Source organism: Longirhabdus pacifica (assembly GCF_004115085.1).
Lineage (GTDB): Bacteria > Bacillota > Bacilli > Paenibacillales > DSM-105158 > Longirhabdus > Longirhabdus pacifica.
Window position 1 is genome coordinate 183,538 of the sequence record NZ_QXJP01000003.1, and the last position, 21,409, is coordinate 204,946.

The 21,409-nt window shown below is 37.5% G+C and carries 18 protein-coding genes; 5 read left to right on the forward strand and 13 right to left on the reverse strand.

The window, feature by feature from the left end:
* Positions 1-46: 46 nt before the first annotated feature.
* The gene (locus D1Z92_RS03585) at positions 47-1,051 is read right to left on the reverse strand and encodes a SepM family pheromone-processing serine protease (protein ID WP_128894287.1); all 1,005 of its coding nucleotides are present in this window, start codon (positions 1,049-1,051) and stop codon (positions 47-49) included.
* A gap of 113 nt (positions 1,052-1,164) precedes the next feature.
* On the opposite strand from D1Z92_RS03585, the gene D1Z92_RS03590 reads away from it, so the two are divergent.
* Positions 1,165-2,328 (forward strand): nucleoside recognition domain-containing protein, encoded by a 1,164-nt coding sequence (locus D1Z92_RS03590; RefSeq protein ID WP_128894288.1) that lies wholly within the window; start codon positions 1,165-1,167, stop codon positions 2,326-2,328.
* 8 nt (positions 2,329-2,336) lie between these two features.
* Here the strand turns inward: D1Z92_RS03590 and coaD are convergent, their stop codons facing one another.
* Both coaD and rsmD read right to left on the reverse strand, forming a co-directional pair.
* Positions 2,337-2,843, reverse strand: coding sequence for a pantetheine-phosphate adenylyltransferase (gene coaD / locus D1Z92_RS03595; RefSeq protein WP_128894361.1), 507 nt, complete (start codon positions 2,841-2,843; stop codon positions 2,337-2,339).
* Positions 2,844-2,858: 15 nt separating this feature from the next.
* Entirely contained in the window at positions 2,859-3,419 is a 561-nt protein-coding gene (gene rsmD, locus D1Z92_RS03600) for a 16S rRNA (guanine(966)-N(2))-methyltransferase RsmD (RefSeq protein ID WP_128894289.1), read from the reverse strand.
* A 436-nt stretch (positions 3,420-3,855) separates the two neighbouring features.
* Here rsmD and D1Z92_RS03605 point away from each other — a divergent pair, with 436 nt between their 5' ends.
* A complete protein-coding gene (locus tag D1Z92_RS03605; RefSeq protein WP_128894290.1) occupies positions 3,856-5,085 on the forward strand; it encodes a hypothetical protein in 1,230 nt (409 codons plus the stop codon).
* Between the two features lie 18 nt (positions 5,086-5,103).
* Here the strand turns inward: D1Z92_RS03605 and D1Z92_RS03610 are convergent, their stop codons facing one another.
* The 4 genes from D1Z92_RS03610 to D1Z92_RS03625 form a co-directional block, all read right to left on the reverse strand.
* Positions 5,104-5,448 carry a YhjD family protein gene (locus D1Z92_RS03610; protein ID WP_164931435.1) on the reverse strand — a complete coding sequence of 115 codons (345 nt, stop codon included), beginning with the start codon at positions 5,446-5,448 and terminating at the stop codon, positions 5,104-5,106.
* 183 nt (positions 5,449-5,631) lie between these two features.
* Entirely contained in the window at positions 5,632-8,718 is a 3,087-nt protein-coding gene (locus D1Z92_RS03615) for an MMPL family transporter (protein ID WP_164931436.1), read from the reverse strand.
* A 112-nt stretch (positions 8,719-8,830) separates the two neighbouring features.
* Positions 8,831-10,057: a sensor histidine kinase gene (locus tag D1Z92_RS03620; RefSeq protein WP_164931437.1), complete on the reverse strand. Its 1,227-nt coding sequence runs from the start codon at positions 10,055-10,057 to the stop codon at positions 8,831-8,833.
* A gap of 95 nt (positions 10,058-10,152) precedes the next feature.
* Complete coding sequence (locus tag D1Z92_RS03625; RefSeq protein ID WP_128894294.1) at positions 10,153-10,842, reverse strand: response regulator transcription factor; 690 nt, start codon at positions 10,840-10,842, stop codon at positions 10,153-10,155.
* 286 nt (positions 10,843-11,128) lie between these two features.
* On the opposite strand from D1Z92_RS03625, the gene D1Z92_RS03630 reads away from it, so the two are divergent.
* On the forward strand, positions 11,129-13,150 hold the full coding sequence (locus D1Z92_RS03630) for a peptidase G2 autoproteolytic cleavage domain-containing protein (RefSeq protein WP_164931438.1): 2,022 nt from the start codon (positions 11,129-11,131) through the stop codon (positions 13,148-13,150).
* A gap of 273 nt (positions 13,151-13,423) precedes the next feature.
* Positions 13,424-14,950, forward strand: coding sequence for a cardiolipin synthase (cls, locus tag D1Z92_RS03635; RefSeq protein ID WP_128894296.1), 1,527 nt, complete (start codon positions 13,424-13,426; stop codon positions 14,948-14,950).
* 191 nt (positions 14,951-15,141) lie between these two features.
* On the opposite strand, the gene D1Z92_RS03640 is transcribed toward cls, so the two are convergent.
* The 5 genes from D1Z92_RS03640 to D1Z92_RS03660 form a co-directional block, all read right to left on the reverse strand.
* Positions 15,142-15,441, reverse strand: coding sequence for a stage VI sporulation protein F (locus D1Z92_RS03640; RefSeq protein ID WP_240666561.1), 300 nt, complete (start codon positions 15,439-15,441; stop codon positions 15,142-15,144).
* Between the two features lie 120 nt (positions 15,442-15,561).
* The gene (gene recG / locus D1Z92_RS03645; protein WP_128894298.1) at positions 15,562-17,613 is read right to left on the reverse strand and encodes an ATP-dependent DNA helicase RecG; all 2,052 of its coding nucleotides are present in this window, start codon (positions 17,611-17,613) and stop codon (positions 15,562-15,564) included.
* Complete coding sequence (locus tag D1Z92_RS03650; RefSeq protein ID WP_128894299.1) at positions 17,597-18,466, reverse strand: DegV family protein; 870 nt, start codon at positions 18,464-18,466, stop codon at positions 17,597-17,599. Before D1Z92_RS03650 ends, recG begins: the two co-directional genes overlap by 17 nt.
* 54 nt (positions 18,467-18,520) lie before the next feature.
* A complete protein-coding gene (locus D1Z92_RS03655) occupies positions 18,521-20,242 on the reverse strand; it encodes a DAK2 domain-containing protein (protein WP_128894300.1) in 1,722 nt (573 codons plus the stop codon).
* A gap of 14 nt (positions 20,243-20,256) precedes the next feature.
* The gene (locus D1Z92_RS03660; protein ID WP_240666557.1) at positions 20,257-20,616 is read right to left on the reverse strand and encodes an Asp23/Gls24 family envelope stress response protein; all 360 of its coding nucleotides are present in this window, start codon (positions 20,614-20,616) and stop codon (positions 20,257-20,259) included.
* Positions 20,617-20,828: 212 nt separating this feature from the next.
* On the opposite strand from D1Z92_RS03660, the gene rpmB reads away from it, so the two are divergent.
* Complete coding sequence (gene rpmB, locus D1Z92_RS03665) at positions 20,829-21,017, forward strand: 50S ribosomal protein L28 (protein ID WP_128894302.1); 189 nt, start codon at positions 20,829-20,831, stop codon at positions 21,015-21,017.
* Positions 21,018-21,118: 101 nt separating this feature from the next.
* Here the strand turns inward: rpmB and spoVM are convergent, their stop codons facing one another.
* Positions 21,119-21,202, reverse strand: coding sequence for a stage V sporulation protein SpoVM (spoVM, locus tag D1Z92_RS03670; RefSeq protein WP_128894362.1), 84 nt, complete (start codon positions 21,200-21,202; stop codon positions 21,119-21,121).
* Positions 21,203-21,409 lie beyond the last annotated feature (207 nt).

The following is a 21,409-nucleotide window of genomic DNA, read 5'->3' on the forward strand; positions in this document are numbered from 1 at the left end:
ATGTGGTCACGTATTTACGATTGTAGTATATGTCAAGTAAGGTGTCTCAACTTAGATTTTGCAAAAAATCAATCGCTTCCTGTAACGATTTCACGGGTACCAGCTGCATATCCGTCTCTAGATCGTTCCATTTCTCCAAAGCTTCTTCATAATTGGATGGAGGACACAAAAATATTTGTGCTCCTTCTTCATGCGCAGCCACGATTTTATGCTTTATACCACCTATTGCTCCAACTGCTCCACTGTCACTGATCGTTCCAGTTCCAGCAATCTCATACCCTTTTGTAATATCTTCTTCCACCAACTGATTATATATTTCTAGAGAAAAAATTAACCCAGCGGAGGGGCCTCCTATCTTCTCCACGTCAAACATGACTTCATGATCGGGGCTATCTGGTTTAATTTCTTGGACATCTACTAATTGAACCCCCATGAGCGGACGACTTTCACCATCTTGAGAAGACGCTAATGTTAACGTTACTGACTGTGATTCGTTATTTCTTAGGAAATAAACTTCCACCGCATCTCCAACACTCTTTGTATTGATATATGAAATTAATTCATCCACATTGGTCATATTCACATCATCAATTTGCGTAATGTCATCTCCACCTTGCAATTTTCCATCGGCAGGATAGCCAGGAACAATGCTGTTTACCCTCACACTTTGCTCTAACAAAGCATAAGGAATGTTTGCCATATCGTATGCCGCTGCAATCGCATTTTGGTGTGAACTCCTCATTAAAGTAAGTTGACGTTGAATATAATTTTCATCAGATTCGTTTGTCTTTTCATAAATATCCATATTAGGATGCACGCCTGCGTATATCAAATAAAAAACATTGACACTTCTACTGGAAGCAACGGTCGTTAACATCAGTGAACCTTCCTCTTCTGTGAATCCATCTTTCACCTCAATCATAGACTGTACTTCTTGCGCGCTACCTGGCTGGGAAACAGCATACGGGGTTTCTATAAACCACAAGAGTATAAAAATGAATGCAAAAATAATCCATCTCTTTTGCATTCTATTTTGATTCCAACTACGCATCGCTTCACTCCCTTTTATTCACGATTCTCTTTTATATTAATTCGCATACGTAAATCTGATGTAACGTATGATGTAGTAAGCTTGTCAAAACAAGTGGAAAGGATGAATGAGCATTGACCACACAAGTACGAGGTTACATCCATACGCTCTTATTAGCCGTTGTCTCCATTATGGTGGTGTTAAATATTTTCATGAATCCCAAACTAACTTTTGAAGCCTCGTTGCAGTCGCTACAAATTTGGTGGGAGATTATTTTCCCTGCTCTGCTCCCTTTTCTTATTTTGACAGAAATATTAATGGCTTTAGGATTGCTTCATACCATGAGTAAAAGTTTCGAACCTTTAATGACAACATTATTTCGTTTACCAGGCATCGCAGCCGTGATAATGGCCACAGGATGTATTGCGGGGTATCCCGCTGGGGCAAAAATGACTGCCACCTTAAGACAGCATCACTTCATCACTAGACAAGAAGGAGAAAAATTACTTATCCTATCGCATATGACAAATCCAATTTTTATCATTATGGTGATTGGTGTCGGCTTTTTACAACATAGTCCATACGGTTGGTTGTTATTGATCACACATCTATGCTCGGTGTTCATCATGACTATTATACTGAAATATATATTCCATTCTTCTACTACCCATGATAACCACCCAACATTAAAACAACATGAAGTACTGGCTTTTTTGAATGCCAACAAAACGTTGAGCTTCGGTAAAGTGCTAGGGGATGCCGTATCCAATTCTATACAAACGTTAATGTTGATCGGCGGTATTATGATGTTTTTCTCTGTAATGATACAGATGATTACTATTTCGTTCACTCCTGCACCATGGACAATTCCATGGATAAGTGGTGCTTTAGAAATGCACCTAGGCGCTTATTTTACAAGTGTTAACATACAGCATCATCCTGTGCTTCAACTTGCTATCCTCTCTGCTATAGTGACTTGGAGTGGACTGTCTACACTCATGCAAGTGCGTGCCATCATATCTAACATCGATCTTCGTTTTTCCGTATTTGTTGTATTTAAAAGTATACAAACTATCATTGCATTTATGTTGATGTGGATACTGTATCCTGCCTTTACTTATCTTTGGGATCAGAGTAATACGGTTGCAGTATCTACTCAACAAGTCATCAGAGAAAACTTTGCTGTACCATCTCCATTTACCATTGCATGCTATAGCTTGTTAGCCTTTACTGCATTACTATGCTTCATGTCATTAAGTTCTTATCTTATTTCCATTTTTAACAGTAAAAATCAATGACGAATACATCAATCTTTACTTTTATATTTTTGTAGTAATGCTTGCTCAACTGCTGGTGGCACTAAATCTTTAACGGAGCCATTGTATTTTGCAATTTCTTTGACAATACTAGAGCTTAGAAAGCTGTATTGTGGCAATGTCATCATGAAAAAAGTTTCAATCTCATCACTTAACTTATGATTCGTAGAAGCGATTTGCATTTCATATTCGAAATCTGATATGGCACGCAAACCACGAATAATAACGTTGGCCTCTTTATTTTCCATATAATGAACGAGCAATCCGCTGAAATGCTCCACTTCTACATTAGGCAAATCTTCTACCACTTTAGTTATTAACTGTGTTCTCTCTTCTACTGTAAACAAAGGATTTTTATTGTGATTATTTAAAATCGCCACGACTAAACGATCGAACTGTTTTGCCGCCCTTTTAATAATGTCTAAATGTCCATTTGTAATGGGATCAAAGCTACCTGGGTATATAGCAATACTAGGATTGCAAGGAACTGTATGCATCATTTTATTTTCACCTCAAATTATTTCCGTATGCTTATAAATTGAAATGGCAATATCTCCATATGTAAGCTCTCGTATACGATGCAACTCACCAATTTGTTGTGGATATTGATGTTTTGCATCATGTTCGATCACCACGGTTGAATCATTAGCGAGTAACTGTTTTTGCTGCATCTGTTCTAATAATTCGTCCATATTTTTCATACGATATGGAGGGTCCAAGAAAACGAGCTGAAACTGTACCTCTCGCTTATGTAAAGCATTCAAAGCTCTAAACGCATCATTACGATATATTTCAGCCTGTTGTTCAAAGCCAGTCACCATAATGTTATGTTTTACAACTTCAATACTTTTCCTTTCTGCATCGACAAAAATGGCTTTCTTCGCACCTCTGCTTAACGCTTCGATACCTAAAGAGCCTGTACCAGCAAATAAATCCAGTACTATTTCGTCAGAAAAATATGGCCCAATTACACTAAATAAAGACTCTTTCACCTTGTCTGTTGTTGGTCTGGTATTTTGCCCTGGCACTGCTTTTAATACCCTACCTCTTGCTTCACCAGAAATTACTCTCAATATTATTCACCCTTTAATCTTGTCTCGATGTATACGCTTTCTTCATGGTCTTCCATACAAAATATTCTTGTTTATCGTATCACAACTCAATTCGATTTTAAAAGACAAAAAAATTGTAAGGGATGAAATATTTCTTTCCTTCACTTTATATGTTGTACTTTGCATGTATCTCCATGTATATTTTTCACATTACAGTACATAATGAATATATCGACATTATAAAATGTCGTTGACAACCGCGGAGAAGACTTACGTTTCCCCATAAGCTCTTCATCCGGTTTCTCCTCTCCCATGAAAGTGTTTGATACATTAAAATATCAGACACCATATTGCCGCAGGATTTCCCTGCGGTTTTTTTTGTGCTGCGAAAACTATAGGCACATTACTACCCTTCATGCCATATAGTGTAATAGTAAAAGGAGGAGGAGGATACGAAGTGAGTATTCATGTGAACGAAGGAAAAATGATGGACTGGGATTTAATCGAACTGAATTTAAGAAAATTACAAGAAACACATCCTGACAAAAAACAAATGTTACAGCAACAAATTAACCGTATTCAATCACTCCACGATAAAAAGCAAAAAACATTACACTCACAAATCACCATTCCTCAAACTTCAACCCTACACCATTTACTACAAAATATAACCTTAATACAAGATGACAATCCAAACCTTACAACCACAGCTGTTGATCCAGTGGAAGAACATACAAAAACAGAACAGATGACGATCTGCTCTGATGATCATATTCAAAAAAATGATAAGAAAGATGAGGACGATATCATGCAATTACAAGAAATTGATGTAAAGGAAAATCACAAGCCATCTACCCCAGAACCATCCATAGATACGGAGGAAAAAAAGAAAAAAATAATGGCGGAACAAATGAAGCGTATTAAAGAAATGCGTGAAAATAATTCCCAACTTATGAAAGAAGGAAGGGTCGCAAGTTTGTCTTTGTTAGATTTTGCAGCGGAGCAATTCAATTATACGATGAAAGAAATGAATCATCATATTGATAAATTAGAAGAACTCGTGCAGCAAGTTACTATTAGCCAAGAGGCAAAAGACGGGCTACAAGTTATGGATAAAAAAGGAAATAACCTCCCATCAAAAATGAAATCAGCAAAGCGACAAAGCAGTAAGAAAAAAAAGCAGACAAAGCAAGATGTTTCTATGGAAAATAAAGCATTGCTAGCCGAACTAGAAAAAGAAAAAGAAAAAGAGTCCGAAGTACCAGCTGAACAACTCCCACAATCCATAGAAGTGCCAACAGAACAAGAACTTCAATTTCAGCAAGAACTAGAAATACAAAGAGAAATAGAAGCACAAAGAGCAATGAATGAAGCACAAAAAGAACTAGAAAAGCAAAGGGAATCAGAGATACAAATAGAATCAGAAAAAGCAAAAAAAAGAGTGAATCATGATTCCACTCCTAAAAAAACAAATTTCAACACTTCATTAGCTAGTCGCTATAGAAAAGAAATTCGTACCTTCCAGAAAATATTAGATGGACATAAGGCGAAGATGAAGCGAAAAAATATGGAGACACATGATCGATTGATATTAAAAGCAAAAATAGGTAAAATCACGCAAATGCAAACGAAGTTAAAACATAAACTACATGTATTGGAAGAACAATATACGAAAGAATATATGTAGATTTGAAGGTTTGGCTATTTAATTTGTAGTCAAGTAATATACAAATTTACTATGTAACTGTGCTTTTATGTACTCCCACATCATCACACTTTGATGATGATAACCACGACAACAATATTTTGCTGTTATCCCGTGCTCATCTCTTTTTTGCTGGTACACACCTATCCCATTTTTCTTTAGTGTTTGACGTAATTTGTAAAAATCTTTATACACGTGGTGTTCCATACTACGCAATTGAGAGATATAAGCATCCCCCATCTTTAATGAAGTCTTTTGCAGTTTTTGTATATCATGATGAAGCACATCGATGATGACGGGGAAAAGAATATACTCTTTTACTTGATACAATTCTCTTTCACTCAACTTTGCTGCAATTTTATTCCCCTCCCTTTCATTACATCATATGGTCATATCATTATGATTAGTATAGAACATATATTCCTATTTTAAAATGATAAAGTGAAGGTAATTTTTTCTACCTTAATACATAAAAAAATTCCCTTCGTTCGAATACAACAACCGAAGGGAATACATGTGTGTTTCATTTTATTTTTTAAATACTTTTTGTGTTAACGATAATAAACCTGGCAACACAATAGGAAGTAGAACAAAAGTCAATAGCATAAGTCCAATGATGACAATGGTTGCGATTTGAACCAACACCACAACTCCAGATGGATACATGGCTGCAAAAGTACCACATAAAATAATTGCGGCAGATATAATGACGGTACCCATCTTCTTCATTGCATCTACCATGGCCTCTACTGGTGAATTTAATTCAGACTCTCTGTAGCGCATCATTATAAAGATACTATAATCTACCCCTAACGCCGTAATCATGATAAAACCATAGAAAGGAATAGCCCAGTTCATGCCTTCCAATCCTAACAAATCTGGAATAAATAATTCCGTTATCGTAAGAGCCGTGAAATAAGTTAAGATTAAAGAAACAATAATGAAAATAGGCATCCATATTTCACGTAAAATCACAATAAGGATAACGAAGATAGCACTTAGCATTAATATAACGGTACGTGTGAAATCGCCTTGAGAAATAATATTTAAATCGTGGTTAATTGCAGATACTCCTGCAATACCGACCTCTAGCTGTTCCATATTGTAATAGGCTAGCTGGCTATCTATCGTTTGCTGCACTTGCTCTATGATTTCCATCGCTTCGAAAGAATAAGGATCTTGTTCTAATTCAACGGAAATTTTCGTTATACTACGATCTTCTGACATGTATGCATCTAGTGCAAGTTGAAACTGTTCATCTTCTAACAACGCTTCAGGAATGTATATTTCATCGGATGGCGCTTCTGCTAGTTCTCCCAGATACTGATTCGCTTCCGATAAACCACCAGAGATTTCATTTAAACCTTCCGTACTTTGCATTAATCCATCTTGCAGCGTACCAAGCTGTTCCTCTAGTTGTTGCAATCCATCACTTAAAGCGGCCTGTCCTTGCTCAATCTGTTTGACACCATTATTGATTTGCGTCATGTTGTTGATCACTTGTCTTTGGCCACCACTTCCCTGCTGTAAACCAGCTTGTAAAGAAGATGCCCCTTGTTCTAATTGCTCTGCACCTGCTATCAGTGACTGCTGTGCTTGCAATATACTTTCCATTCCTTCATTCCCTTGTTGCAACGATGCATTAACTAAAGCAAACTGAGCATTTAGTTGTTCCAATCCACTACTTATCTGAGTGATCATCGTTTTTAACTGTTCCATACTGGAAACTAGTTGTATATACGATTCATCATTACTCAGATCATGTCCTTCTTCCACTGCATCTGCCTGTTGTTCCATTACCGTTAGTAAGGATTGCATCGCATTCATTTGCTCTTGCATTGCGACATAATTATCTGCTAACGTCACATAACTACTCTCTATTTGCTGAAAGGAACTGCTCAGTTGCCCAATGGATTGCTCTGTTTGTTGTAAACCTTCTTTCAAACTAGCAGCTCCACTTACGAGTTGTTCCGCACCTGCAACCCCTTCATTCAAGCCACCTTCTATTTCTATCAACGCATTATTGACTAAAACCAAGCTCTGCCCCACTTGTTTTGTCGCTTCATTTAATTGATCTACACTGGAAAAATCTTCTGTCGGAGCTTGTGCTAATCCTTGCTCTGCCTCTGAAAGTCCAGATGACACTTCAACAATTCCATCATTGGCTAACTGTAAATTGTCTTGCAATGTGGAAGTTTGGTCCGTTACGTATAATGCTTCTAGTACTTCCCCTTGCGGTCTTGTAGGTCCGTATACCGTCTTGACGCCTTCAATATTGTCAATAGAAGCGGAAATACTTTCAATTATCGTTAAATATTCATTACTATCCATCGCTTCATCAGCAGACAATAATACCGTTGTAGGCATTGATTTTCCAGCTGTAAATTGATCCGATAGAATACGAAATGCTTGTATAGATTCGTATGATTGATCTACCTCATCAATACTGTTGAATGAAACATCACCTTCATATACAAAAAATACACTACCTACAATGATCAATATGATGATAACAGACACAATCGGACGCTTGACACTAAAAGCACCCAAACTCTTCCAAGATCTGCTCTCTCCATGTCCTACGGCTTTCTTTGAAGGCCAAAACATAAATTTACCCATGATAGACATGAAAAATGGCATGAAAGTAAACAGTTGCAAAATTAATATGATCGCTGCAATAGCTACAGCAACAGATGCTTTAAAGAAAGAAAATTGTGCAAATCCGAGTATCCCAAATGCGATCGCAATCGCAATACCGCTATAAAGAATCGTTTTGCCCGCAGTACGATATGTCGTCTTCACCGCTTCTTTCACTGATTCATTTTTAGCCAATTCTTCTTTAAAACGACTAAATAACAAAATATTATAGTCTGTACCAATACCAAACAGAATAAGGACTAAAAACGTTTGCGTTGTAGTGGAAAAAGGAAAATTAAATGCATCCACTAAGTGAGCGACAACACCTAATGAAACCAAATACGTAAGCCCTACTGACAATAAAGAAACGATAGGTGTAACGACAGATCGAAATACAATGACTAATACGATAATGATAAATAAAACCGTAAATATTTCCGTCTTTTTAACACCTTCCTGCGATGTTTTTATCTGATCCGCAATAATAAGTTCATTTCCTGTCAAGTATGTGCCCAAGTCACCGACTTGCATATACCGCTCCACATCAGCTCTCACTTCATCTGCCGTTCGATTTAATTTATCTATGGATAAAGGCACTAATATCGTTGACTCATCTTCTGATACAAACTGCTCTTTCAAATCAGGCCTGTCAAAATGGGACAGCACACTAGAGATGCCAATATTTTCTTGATCAACTTTCCATTGCTGGACTTGTGTTTCAATGTCCTTTATCTGTTCAGAAGATAATCCTTCCTCTTCATGAAACACAACAACAATGTCCATGACATCTTGCCCGTTCGATGATTCATACTCGTTATTTAACTGTTCCCCATACTTGGACACATATCCATCAGGAATTTGCGGCTGCCCTTTCTCTCTGACCAAATCGTCTAAACTTGGCATCGTAATGAATAAAACCAACGCCAATATAACCCACATTAAAACGAGTGGCCACTTCATCTTCAAAATCACATTCATCTGCATATTCCTCACTTTACATTTTTGTTGTTCATACCATAAAGATAACAACAAAACCTAAAGCAAAAGTGAAACAATAATAAAGAATCATAAAAAAATAAACAAATTCTTCCTACTCCATATACAAAGGAATACGGATGATGATAGAAAGGCCTCCTTCAGAAGTAAGCGAAGCTTCCACTTTTCCACCATGTTTTTCCGCAATGGATTTAGTTATCGCTAGCCCTAAACCTGTGCCTGTCTCTTCGCTACGACGTGACTTATCTACCGTATAAAACTTTTGAAATAAATAAGGTAACTCTTGTTTCGGAACACCATGCCCGTTATCTTCTATACTCATGACGACGTCATCACCATGTTGATAACCATGCAAACGAACTAATAAATCTTTGTGCTCTGCGTGACGTACGGCGTTACCAATAATATTTGCAAACACTCTTCGCAACATCTTCTCATTGGCAAAAATAAAGACATCATCAGACAAATCATGTTGTGACCTACATGCATAACCTAAACCCTCGAGCTCTGCTTCGTATTCTTCACAAATGGATCTAAAAAATGAAGCCATATTCACTTTTTTCTGCTCCATTTGCTCCAATTCTAATTCGTTTTTAAAAAAGAGAGAAAATTCTTGAATAAGCTGCTCCATGAAATCGGTCTTTTTTTCCATCAGCATGATATATTCTTGTTTTTGCTTTTCTGAAGGAGCGTTGGATTCCATTAACTCCAAAAATCCTTTCATCGATGTTAACGGCGTTTTCAAATCATGAGCAATGGCGGCAATCATATTCATTTGCTCTGCATACGAGACACGAATTCTTTTTTCCATATCATTGAATCTTGTATATAACTCATGAATTTCATCTTTTCGATTTGTCGATAAAGGAGGAAGCTTTTGATATAAATTCACTTTTTTGAACCGTCGAATAAGATGATTTAGTGGTGTCGTAATTTTATCTTGAAAATATAAAATGAGCAGTCCAAAAGCAATAAACAACATTATTTGAAAAAAAACTAAAATATCCATTAACGCTTCTTGTAGCCCTAATTTTTTGCCATCTATTTCAAATGAAACCGTAATAAAATACTCTACTTGATTATTAATAATGATAGGAAACCAGCTATCTCTTGTTGTCCAACCACCAAAAGTTTGAGAATTAAACAATTCCATTTCAAAGTTACCATCTAGTAGTGTAATGTCGTACTCTTCCTGTTCTACGATCGCAGATAATTCACGTTCAATTTCTGCTTGATTCGGATGAATATTTTTGATACGCTCTATAATTTCATATTGAATGGTTTCCATTTCTCGTAGGGAATCGTAAATATCTTTGTTCACTGAATCATATACTGAAAACCGGATATACAGAAATGTAAAAATAAAAATAAGAACGATCACAATCAAAAATAATAAAGGAATATGAAATTTTAGCCTCATGACCGCAATCCCGTTTCCACGAACTTGTATCCCACACCCCATATCGTCTTAATACAGTCACACGTCTTTCCTATTTTTTTTCTAATGTTTTTAATATGCACGGTTACTGTATTTAAATCCCCAAAGTCATCTCCCCATATGCCTTGATAAATTTGTTCACGTGTAAATACTTGATTCGGGCGAGAGGATAAAAACTGTAAAATCAAAAACTCTTTCGTTGACAGATCCAACTTTTTTCCATCTGAAAACACTTCATATGTTTGGTCGTTTATTACAATACAACTATCCAAATTAGTGACAGGAGATACATGTTGCTGCATTCTTTTCAATTTTCGAAAGTGTGCTTTTATACGAGCCACTAGTTCCTGTATACTGAACGGTTTGGTCATATAATCGTCCGCTCCAAGTTCTAAGCCTACGATTTTATCTACATCTCTATCTTTTGCACTTAAAAGCATCACCGGCATATGGTATTCCTCTCTAATTTTTCTACATAATTCTAATCCATCCATTTCAGGCATCATAATGTCTAAAATAACAAAATCAATCGGATTAGATTTGATTACTTCCATAGCCTCTATACCCGTTGTTGCTGTCATGACATGAAAGTGTTCGAATGACAAACTATGTTCCAACAATGTTAATATTTCTATATCGTCGTCCACTGCCAATATCGTGTGAGCCAAAGGATTACCACCTTTTTATATAATAAAAATAAAAACAAAAGTATGAATAAAAATCAATAGAAAGACAAATGAACCAAGACAACCTCCTATAAAATCGTCATCTGTCCAATGTCACTAACCTATACAGACTAATGTACTGCCACATATGATACATCATCACCTATCCATTAGGCAATTTACATTTTTAATTTTAATGGGTATCAAAAAGCATGTTGGTTAGTAGTGGTATGTAGCGTCTTACTTAACCATCACGTTTTTACTTTAAAATACGATGGAGGTTAGTTCATTGGCTATCAAAAGAAAGAAAAGAAAAAAAAGATACCATAAAGGAAACTCGGTTCCATGTCCTCCGATACATGTTGACTATGACCCTATCCCGATAAAAAAAGATTTTTGCAACGCTAAAAGCAATGGGCGATGCGCGAAAGCATTTGGAAAAAACACGTTTGCAAATGGTGTAGCATCCTTCGCAAACGGACTAGATACATTTGCAAATGGTATTGCTTCACATAGTGAAGGTTGTTTCACAACAGCAAATGGAGATTGTTCCCACTCTGAAGGAAAGAAGACAAACGCGAATGGAGACCACTCTCACTCCGAAGGGAAAGAAACGCATGCATTAGGAGATACTTCTCACTCGGAAGGATATCAAACTCGTGCTTGTGGAGACTACGCGCACGCAGAAGGCAGCTTAACTCATGCAAATGGGCAAAGTGCTCACTCCGAAGGAGCTAAGACGATTGCGGATGGCGTTAATTCTCATGCCGAAGGGTATGAAACTCAAACAGTAGGAGATAACTCCCATGCAGAAGGAGCACATACCGTTGCTATCGGTATGAATTCTCACGCCGAAGGAGATTATACACAGACAATAGGAGATTGCAGTCATGCGGAAGGTTGCCATACTATTGTAGAGGGTGAATGTGCTCATGCAGAGGGAAGCAAAACATCAGCACAAGGGAAGTTCTCTCATGCGGAAGGTTGTGAAACCATTACGCTTGCAGAGTGTACTCACTCCGAAGGTTTTGGCACGAGAGCAGAAGAAGTGCAAGCACATGCAGAAGGACAATTTACCATTGCAAAAGGGGTTGCAGCCCACGCAGAAGGTGCAAGCAGTATTGCAGGTGGATCGGAATCCCATGCAGAAGGGGCCAACACCATGGCCATGGGAAATCAATCCCACTGCGAAGGGAATAATAATACCGCTAATGGAGAAGCATCACACTGTGAAGGAGCAAATAATTTAGCAGAAGGTGCACAGTCTCATTGTCAAGGAAACACAAATCAAGCAATAGGACGAAATTCTCACGCCCAAGGTGCGAATACGAGAGCAGAAGGAACAGAGTCACATTCCCAAGGTAATAATACGCAAGCTATAGGTAATCAATCCCATGCACAAGGGGCTGGCACTAGAGCTACGAGAGAACAAGCGCATGCACAAGGGCAAAATACTGAAGCCAGTGGAGTGGCTGCGCATGCACAAGGGGCAAATACCGTGGCCAGCGGACCACAAGCTCACTCATCAGGCGCAAATACTGTTGCATCTGGCAATCAGGCCATTGCTACTGGTTTTCGTACTGTTGCCGACGGTGCACAGTCCGTTGCTTTTGGAGATAATACGAATATAAATGGGAACGCTAGAACGATCATCATAGGAAGGAATGGATCTGCTAATGAGTCCAACTCCATTTTCTTGGTTAATGGCGCCATTCAAGCTAGAATTTCTGGGAACAGTGGTCAAGGTTGTTTCTTAAATGGTACATCAGTCGGACCATGTGACTTCGCTGAAATGTTCGAATCCTTTGATGGCAATAAGATCGATGTCGGTTATTTTGTCACCCTTGATGGCGAAAAAATTCGTAAAGCAACTGCAAGTGACCGTTACATTTTAGGTGTAACAAGTGCCACACCTGGTATGTTAGCAGGTTCCTATGATAATTGGCATGAATATTATGCAACAGATGAATGGGGTCGTGCTATTTATGAAGATGTGCTGGTGCCAGATCAATATGATGATCACGGCAATCTTATGGTCGAACAGCATGTGGAAAGACAACGCGTCGTCAATCCTGAATATAATGCTGAACAAACGTATATTCCTCGCCAAGAGAGAGATGAATGGAGTGCAGTCGGTTTAATTGGTCAGTTACGTGTTAGAGACGACGGCACATGTAGAGTGAACGGTTATTGCATGCCAAACGAAGAAGGTATTGCTACTGATGCTCCAACAGGTTACCGCGTCATGAAACGTACTGGAGACGAACAAATCCTTGTACTACTTACTGCTCCACAACAAATCATGAAATAATTCCAGTACAGCATGCAACATGTTCAAACTTTGCTTCATTGGACCTATTTACACCTATAATACCTATTGCACCTATTACACTTAAAATCAGCTTGATATAATGGTATTTCATTTACTTCTATATACGATAACCAATAACTCGTTACATGTTTCACCACAATATTGGTTATCGTATTCCATATATATGATTCTCATGCATTATTAGGTATGATATAGTTAATAATCATAACAATTATCCATTTTGCTTTATTACATTATTTCGGAGGACAAGTAGTGAAAAAAATTGTACGATTACTATTTAGTCGTTTTTTTATCATTAGTACGATCATCGTTGCACAAATAGCGTTTTTAAGTGTGATTATATCCGGTATATTGCAATACTCTTCACTCATTTATTCTTTGGTTCAGCTAGCTGCCATTGTGATGGTCATCATCATTATAGGTAACAATAACAACCCATCATACAAATTAGCTTGGTCCATCGTGATATTGATTTTCCCCTTACTAGGAGTAGCATTTTACCTTACATCGGTACACACTCCTTCCAGTGTAAGATTTAAACAAAAAATGAAGAAATATTTAAAATATCACACCAAACTATTAGATCATCATGAACACATATATGAAGAGGTTCCTCATATCGATCAACAATATATAAAAACATCTAAATTCATTAAAAATGCAGTAGGATATCCAATATGGAAAAATACGAATAGTACATACTTTTCAACTGGAGAAGCTTTTTTCGCAGAACATACGGCACAGTTGAAGAAAGCAAAAAAATTCATATTTCTGGAGTATTTCATTATTGAAGAAGGTGTCATGTGGAATACCACGTTAGAAATTTTAAAAGAAAAAGCTGCTGAGGGTGTCAAAGTATACTTACTGTATGATGATTTAGGCACGATTAATACCTTACCAGCCCGCTACGACAAAACATTGCGTGAAGCAGGTATTCATGTTGAAGTGTTTAATCCGTTTAAACCGAAAATAGATTTGTTAATGAATCAACGTGACCATCGTAAAATTACGGTTATTGATGGAAAAGTAGGCTTTTGCGGTGGATTAAATCTTGCAGATGAATACATTAATGTCATAGAGAAATACGGCCATTGGAAAGATACGGCTGTCATGATTGAAGGGGAGGCAGTGTCCAGTCTCATCTCTATGTTTCTTCAATTATGGAACTATACTTCGAAAAACGATCTAGCACCACAGCAGTTTTTAAACGAAGTTAGTGGAGTGAAATCAGATGGATTTGTTCAGCCTTTTGCAGACATACCGAAACATACGTGGGATGTATCAGAAAATACATATTTGAACATTATCAACAGGGCAACAAAGTATGTCTATATCACGACACCTTATCTGATCATAGATCACAATATGATGACTTCTTTAATTAGAGCTGCAAAAAGTGGAGTAGATGTGCGCATTATTACGCCTCATATTCCAGATAAAAAAATAGTCTTTATGACGACACAATCTTATTACAGAGCGCTTGTAGCAAACGGCATTAAAATATATGAATACACACCTGGGTTCATTCACGCCAAAATGATTGTAGCAGACGACACCATATCCGTTGTAGGAACGATCAATATGGACTATCGAAGCCTCTATTTACATTTTGAATGTGGGATTTTATTTATGCATTCCAACGTCATCTCAGCTGTCAAAGAAGATATATTAGAGACGATGAAAAAGTGTGAAGAAATGAACATGGACAAATTAAAAAAGACGCCATTCTATACGAAAGCAATTCATATTGTATTACGATTGTTCGCACCACTGATGTAAACGGTAAATGTTCATACAGAATGAATATAGTAGATAAGATCTCTATGATTCATAAAAAGCGGTAATAAGTGGAGAATATGTTCCCCAACTTATTACCGCTCACCATGCATATGAATTACCTTCACTCCATGACTGACATGAAAAGAAAATACACAATTAGAATAAAGATGTAAGCTGATGTACAATACAGTCTATTTAAACATAGAAATAATTTTAATTAAATGCAACGGGTTATTAGGATCAATTTTTTGATCCATAATAAAGCTCACCATATTTTGGCTTTGCTTTGGTCCAATCGTAACTCCCGTCGTTCTAGAAAGTTGTCTCACCATTTTCTTCAGTTGCACCTTGCTCTGTAAATCTGCTTTAGAGGCGGAACTAAAAATACCGATGATTTTGCCTCTCATCTTTGGCTGTTTTAACTTCTTTTTTACTTTATTAATAATTTCTTCATCTACACCGTATTCCTTATACCCTTCGTTAAAAAACATGTTCTTCACGCCTTCACCTTAAAATAACATCCATAGCTGGAGTAATTCTTTCACATTTATCCTATGTTTAAGCGTGAAAAAAGGTGAAGAAAGCATAAGCTTACTTTATCCAACACGTTATCAGTCCAATAAGCCACTTTGAAACATATCTTGTCGTTGCAGGAAATCACGCAATGAAGTATATTGTACATCGCTCCAAAACTGAGGTTGGTTCACAAGGAAAGAAGCATCTTCTCTGGCTTGTTCCAATAAGGCAAAATCATGCGATAAATCCGCTACATGAAACTCTGGCAATCCGCTCTGTTTTGTACCAAAAAATTCTCCTGGGCCACGTATTTCTAAGTCTCTTCTAGACACTTCAAAACCGTCATTCGTTTCCGTCATGACTTCCATTCGCTCTACTCCGGTTTCTGTCTTAGGGTCAGCAATTAAAATACAGTAAGACTGATGCTCCCCTCTTCCTACTCTCCCACGAAGCTGATGGAGTTGAGACAGTCCAAAGCGATCCGAGTCGTAGATAACCATGACCGTTGCATTTGGAACATCGACACCTACCTCCACTACGGTAGTAGACACTAGCACTTGTACCTTGTTGTCATGAAATTGCTGCATCACTTCTTCTTTTTCATCATTATGTAGTTGTCCGTGCAGTAATCCAATACGCAGTTGAGAAAATGTCATCTGCATCATCGCATGTAAGTCGATGGCGTTTTGCACATCTAATTTTTCAGATTCCTCAATGAGCGGGCAAATGATGTACGCTTGTCTTCCTGCCTTCACTTCTTTTTCGATAAAATGAAGGATACGTTCCAACATATCATGCTTTACCCAATACGTTTTGATCTGTTTTCTTCCCTTGGGCATTTCTTTCAACGTGGATACTTCCATATCACCGAATGCTGTGATCGCCATCGTTCTTGGAATAGGTGTAGCTGTCATCGTAAGCACATCCGGATGCATCCCTTTTCGCCTTAAAATACTGCGCTGATTTACACCGAAGCGATGTTGCTCATCCGTTACTACTAAAGATAAAGACCGAAAATATACATCTTCTTGAATTAATGCGTGTGTACCTACTACGATATGTGTCATCCCCATTTGTAGTGAGGCGATAACATCTTTTCTTTTTTTTGACGTCAAACTCCCTGTCAATAAAGCAACTTCTACTTGAAATGGAGCAAACCACCGCTGTAAAGATTGTAAATGTTGTTCCGCTAAAATTTCAGTAGGTACCATTAATGCAGCTTGATGCCCTGCTTTCACAGCTACAAAAAGAGCGATAGCGGCAACAATAGTTTTACCTGACCCAACATCCCCTTGTAGTAACCGATTCATGCTGTATGGGGATTTCATATCTCTCATGATCTCACGCAACACTTCTTTTTGCGACGAAGTTAAAGAGAACGGCAATGTGTCTAAAAAACTCACCACCGCTTGATTATCCACTTCATGAGCAATACCATCTGCCCGTCTCTTGTTAAGTGAACGATAAGCTTGTAACTTTAATTGGAATAAAAATAATTCTTCATAAGCCATACGCTCTCGTGCTTGTTTACCTTCACCCACAGAGCTTGGAACATGAAGGGCATAGATGGCTTCTTTTCGAGATAAAAAGTCGTATTTCTTCAATATGCTTTCAGGCAGCACTTCAGGAATGTGATCTTGATACTGCTCCAACGCTTGTGTAATCACTTTGATCATCCATTTTTGACCGATTTTTGCATTTAATGAATAAACAGGCTGCAATGTGCCGGCAACTTTGGAGTTCTCTATAGAGAACTCCGTTTCGGATACCGTTAATTGCAGCCTTTTTTGATCCCATTTACCTGATAAAATTAACTCACGACTAGGAGTTATTTTTTCTTTTAAATAAGCCTGGTTAAACCATACCGCGCTAATCAGCCTTTTTCCAACGTAAACTTTACAATAAAGTCTCGATTTCTTTTTACCAAAATGCTGCACGCTAGGTTGTGAGTATATGATGCCTTGTACCGTAATTTTTTCTCCATCGGTGACTTCGTGTAATTCCCGGAGGCGATAATCTTCGTATCGATAAGGATAATAATCTAATAAGTCCCCAACGCTTGATATGCCAAGCTGCTGTAATATAATACCTTTTTGGGAGCCAATCCCTTTTACTTGCTCAACAGAAATATTATAAATATTTTGCATAGCGTTCTGGATATAAAAACATACCTATAGTTCCTGGTCCAGCATGCGTACCAATAACAGGACCAACCGTTGTTTCTCTCGTATGTTTCACATTTAATTCCGTGTGTATCTTATCCATAACGAAGTGAGATAAGTCCGTATCTCCATGTGCAAACACAGCGATAACAGGTTCATCCCCAAAGTGATCTTTGTAATTTTGAACCACTTTCGCAACCGCTTTTTTCTGTCCTCTGATTTTATCTACAGACGTGACTTCACCTTCGTCATCAATAGACAGGATTGGCTTAATGTTTAGCAACGTTCCAAATAATGCAGCCGCTTTACCTATGCGACCTCCTTTTTGTAAATACTCCAAAGTATCTACGAAAAAGTACAATTGCATCTCTTCTCTAATTTCCTCAATCAATGGTATAATCTCACTGGATGATAGACCTTGTTTGGCTGCATTGACTGCTGCTATAACAAGAAACCCTGTTCCATAAGATGCGGAGCGACCATCGAAAATTTTCACTCTTTCCGGTTGATCTAACATCGATTGTGCGAGTTTAGCAGAGTGAATCGTTCCACTCATTGCTGCAGAAAGATGAATGGAAATGATCTCGGTTTCATCATCTTCCGCTAATATTTTATTATACGTTTCCAAAAAATCATTAGGTGAAGGCTGTGATGTCGTTGGTAAATCTTTTGCTTGTTTCAACTTTTCATAAAATTGCTCAGATTGGATAGTAACAGCATCAACAAATGTTTCTTCAGCAAAATGAACTTTAAGTGGAACCATTTCAACCTTTAACTGTTCTCTTACTTCCTGTGGAATATCTGCAGTGCTATCGGTGACAATACGAATTTTTGACATAGTTGCCACAACCTCTCCTTTTTCATTACTTACACTTTTCTATCATTCAATGTTTTATGATTCAATGGATAATAAATATGGATACAGTGGCTGTCCACCCTCAAGCACATCTAACTCTATATCTTCGTACTTTTCCTCGATATATGAAGTTAGTTCTTTTGTCGTTTCTTCCTCTGCATCTTCACCAGTGAAAATTGTCATAATTTCATCTTCATTTACAATCATGTGATCGATAAGATGTTTTACAGCATCCACAATGTTGGATTCTGCTGTAATAATGCTGCCGTCTTCAATAGCAAGATAGTCTCCTTCTTTGATAGCAACACCATCAATCTCTGTATCACGAACAGCATGAGTAATTTGACCTGATTTCACCGTCGAAATCGCTTCTTTCATCTGCTCCATGTTTTCGGTAAAATCCAGGTGTTCTTGGAATACCAGCGCAGATACCATTCCTTGAGAAATCGTTTTCGTTGGGATAACAGCAACATCCACGTCAACCAATTCCTTCGCTTGTTGTGCTGCCATAATAATATTAGAATTGTTTGGAAATACGAATACTTGGTCTGCATTGGTTTCTTTAATGGCTTGTACAATTTCTTCTGTACTTGGATTCATCGTTTGACCACCAGATAAAATTACATCAACACCAATGCTTTGCAGTACTTCTTTAATGCCTTCCCCTACTGCAACGGCTACCATGCCGTATGGTTGTCTTGCTTCATTTGCTTCGACTACACTACTTCCTTCTGAAGTGTCCGCACTGTTGTTCGATTCCACATCTATGGATTTCACTTCTACGATGTCTCTATGCTGCTCACGCATATTTTCAATTTGGAAGCGACTTAGTTCACCGTATTGTATAGCGTAGTTAAACACATCCCCAGGTTTTCTGGAATGTACATGGACTTTCACAAAATCCTCATCTTGTATGACCAAGATAGAGTCGCCATCTTCCGCGAGTTGCTGACGAAATATATCTGCATCAAATGTAGATCCAGATACTTTACCAGCACCGATATCAATGAAAAACTCCATATCATATAAGAATTCGATGTCTTCCGTAGCAAGTTGAGACTGTGCTTTCATAGGATCGAATGTTTTCTTGAATTGCTGAGATAGCGGTTTCTTTTCTGGAATAATAAAATCATCCACTTCTTTCCCACTTAAAGCTTTCATGAAACCTTCATAAATAAATACGAGACCTTGTCCACCAGAATCGACTACGCCTACTTGTTTCAACACAGCAAGCTGATCTGGTGTTTTCGCTAAAGCAACACCTGATTCTTGGTACACCTCACTCATCACTTCCAAAATATCTTCATGATATTTTGCAGCTTGAACCCCTGCTTTTGCGGAAGATTTTGAAACTGTTAGTATCGTACCCTCTACAGGTTTAACTACAGCTTGATAGGCCATATCCACACCTTTTTGTAATGCTGCTGCGAACTGTTCGCTATTAATTTTTTCTTTATCACTCACAGCGGTGGCAAAACCTCTGAACAATTGGGATAATATAACCCCCGAATTTCCTCTTGCCCCCATCAGCAAACCTTTTGAAAAAGCTGCAGCACAGTGCCCGATATGATCGGACATGTTTTCCCGGAGATATTCATTTCCCGAAGTTAACGTCATACTCATATTAATGCCTGTATCCCCATCAGGAACTGGGAAGACGTTTAATGCATTAACCGTTTCCACTTCCTCCGCTAAACGTTGCGTGGACACGGTAATCATCTTAATAAAATCCTGTCCATCTATAAAGACCTTACTCAAGAGTATTCTCCTTCCTATTGGGCAACTCTAACCCCTTGCACAAATATGTTTATTGTATCCACTTGTATGTCTACAATTTCTTCTAAAACATATTTCACTTTTATTTGAATATTATGTGCGATCTCTGAAATTTTCGTCCCATAACTTGCGATGATGTACAAATCTATATGTAAATTTTCATTCTCTCTCCTAACTTCTACACCACGACTAAGGTTTTCGCGACCTAACAATTCGGCAATGCCATCTTTTAATTGTTTGCGAGAGGACATTCCAACCAAGCCATAACAATCTAAAGCTGCTGAGCCAGCTATGATCGAAATAACCTCGTCTGTTACAATAATGTTACCATCAGCATTTTTAAATTCAACTGGCACAATGACCATCTCCTTACTAGAGATTTAAATGGAACAGTTACCATTTTACTATAACAAGTTTATGAATAAAAGACCATTTGTACAAAACAATAATTTCCTTCCTAGCAATACTGTTTATTGACTTCTCTTTTTTAACTATGCTATTATAACTAAAGTGTGCAAAAATGTGAAGATTGAATAACTTGTTCAATTGGCTTGAGGAGGTGGATGTTATGGCTCGCAAATGTTATATTACTGGGAAAAGTCCTAAAAAAGGAAATAATGTTTCTCATGCCCATAATAAAACAAAACGCAGTTGGGGAGTTAACGTTCAAAAAGTCCGTATTTTAGTTGACGGCAAACCAAAACGTGTTTACGTTAGCACTCGTGCTTTAAAGTCCGGCAAAGTAACACGTGTATAATTTACAATAATAACAATTAGAACAATCATGAGTAAAATTCAATGAGAATTTTCATTCATAAAAGAGCAACCGCATCATATAAGGCGGTTGTTTTTTATGTCTTATTGTTTTTTTTCAAATGTTTTTAAGACCGCTTTAATAAATCCACCTAGAAATTTTGGAAGTTTGATGGTGTAAAATCTCATTTAAACGCCCCCCTAATCAGTGTATAGTTATTATATTCCACAACCATTAAAAAATGTGATTGTATATTTAGGATTTCCTTCATCCTTCATATTCTTGTTCGAGCGTAAACTTCATCTCATTATTTCTTCATTTTATATCATTATGGACAAAAAAAATTACAAGAGCTGACTCTTGTAATCATTATATGCTGAACCAATATGATGTTA

Coding starts and splice junctions, on each gene's coding strand:
- rpmB (WP_128894302.1), top strand. CDS start 20,829: ATGGCTCGCAAATGTTATATTACTGGGAAAAGTCCTAAAAAAGGAAAT.
- D1Z92_RS03615 (WP_164931436.1), bottom strand. CDS start 8,718: ATGAATGTGATTTTGAAGATGAAGTGGCCACTCGTTTTAATGTGGGTT.
- D1Z92_RS03640 (WP_240666561.1), bottom strand. CDS start 15,441: ATGTTTTTTAACGAAGGGTATAAGGAATACGGTGTAGATGAAGAAATT.
- spoVM (WP_128894362.1), bottom strand. CDS start 21,202: ATGAGATTTTACACCATCAAACTTCCAAAATTTCTAGGTGGATTTATT.
- coaD (WP_128894361.1), bottom strand. CDS start 2,843: ATGCATACAGTTCCTTGCAATCCTAGTATTGCTATATACCCAGGTAGC.
- recG (WP_128894298.1), bottom strand. CDS start 17,613: ATGCAAAATATTTATAATATTTCTGTTGAGCAAGTAAAAGGGATTGGC.
- D1Z92_RS03585 (WP_128894287.1), bottom strand. CDS start 1,051: ATGCGTAGTTGGAATCAAAATAGAATGCAAAAGAGATGGATTATTTTT.
- D1Z92_RS03650 (WP_128894299.1), bottom strand. CDS start 18,466: ATGTCAAAAATTCGTATTGTCACCGATAGCACTGCAGATATTCCACAG.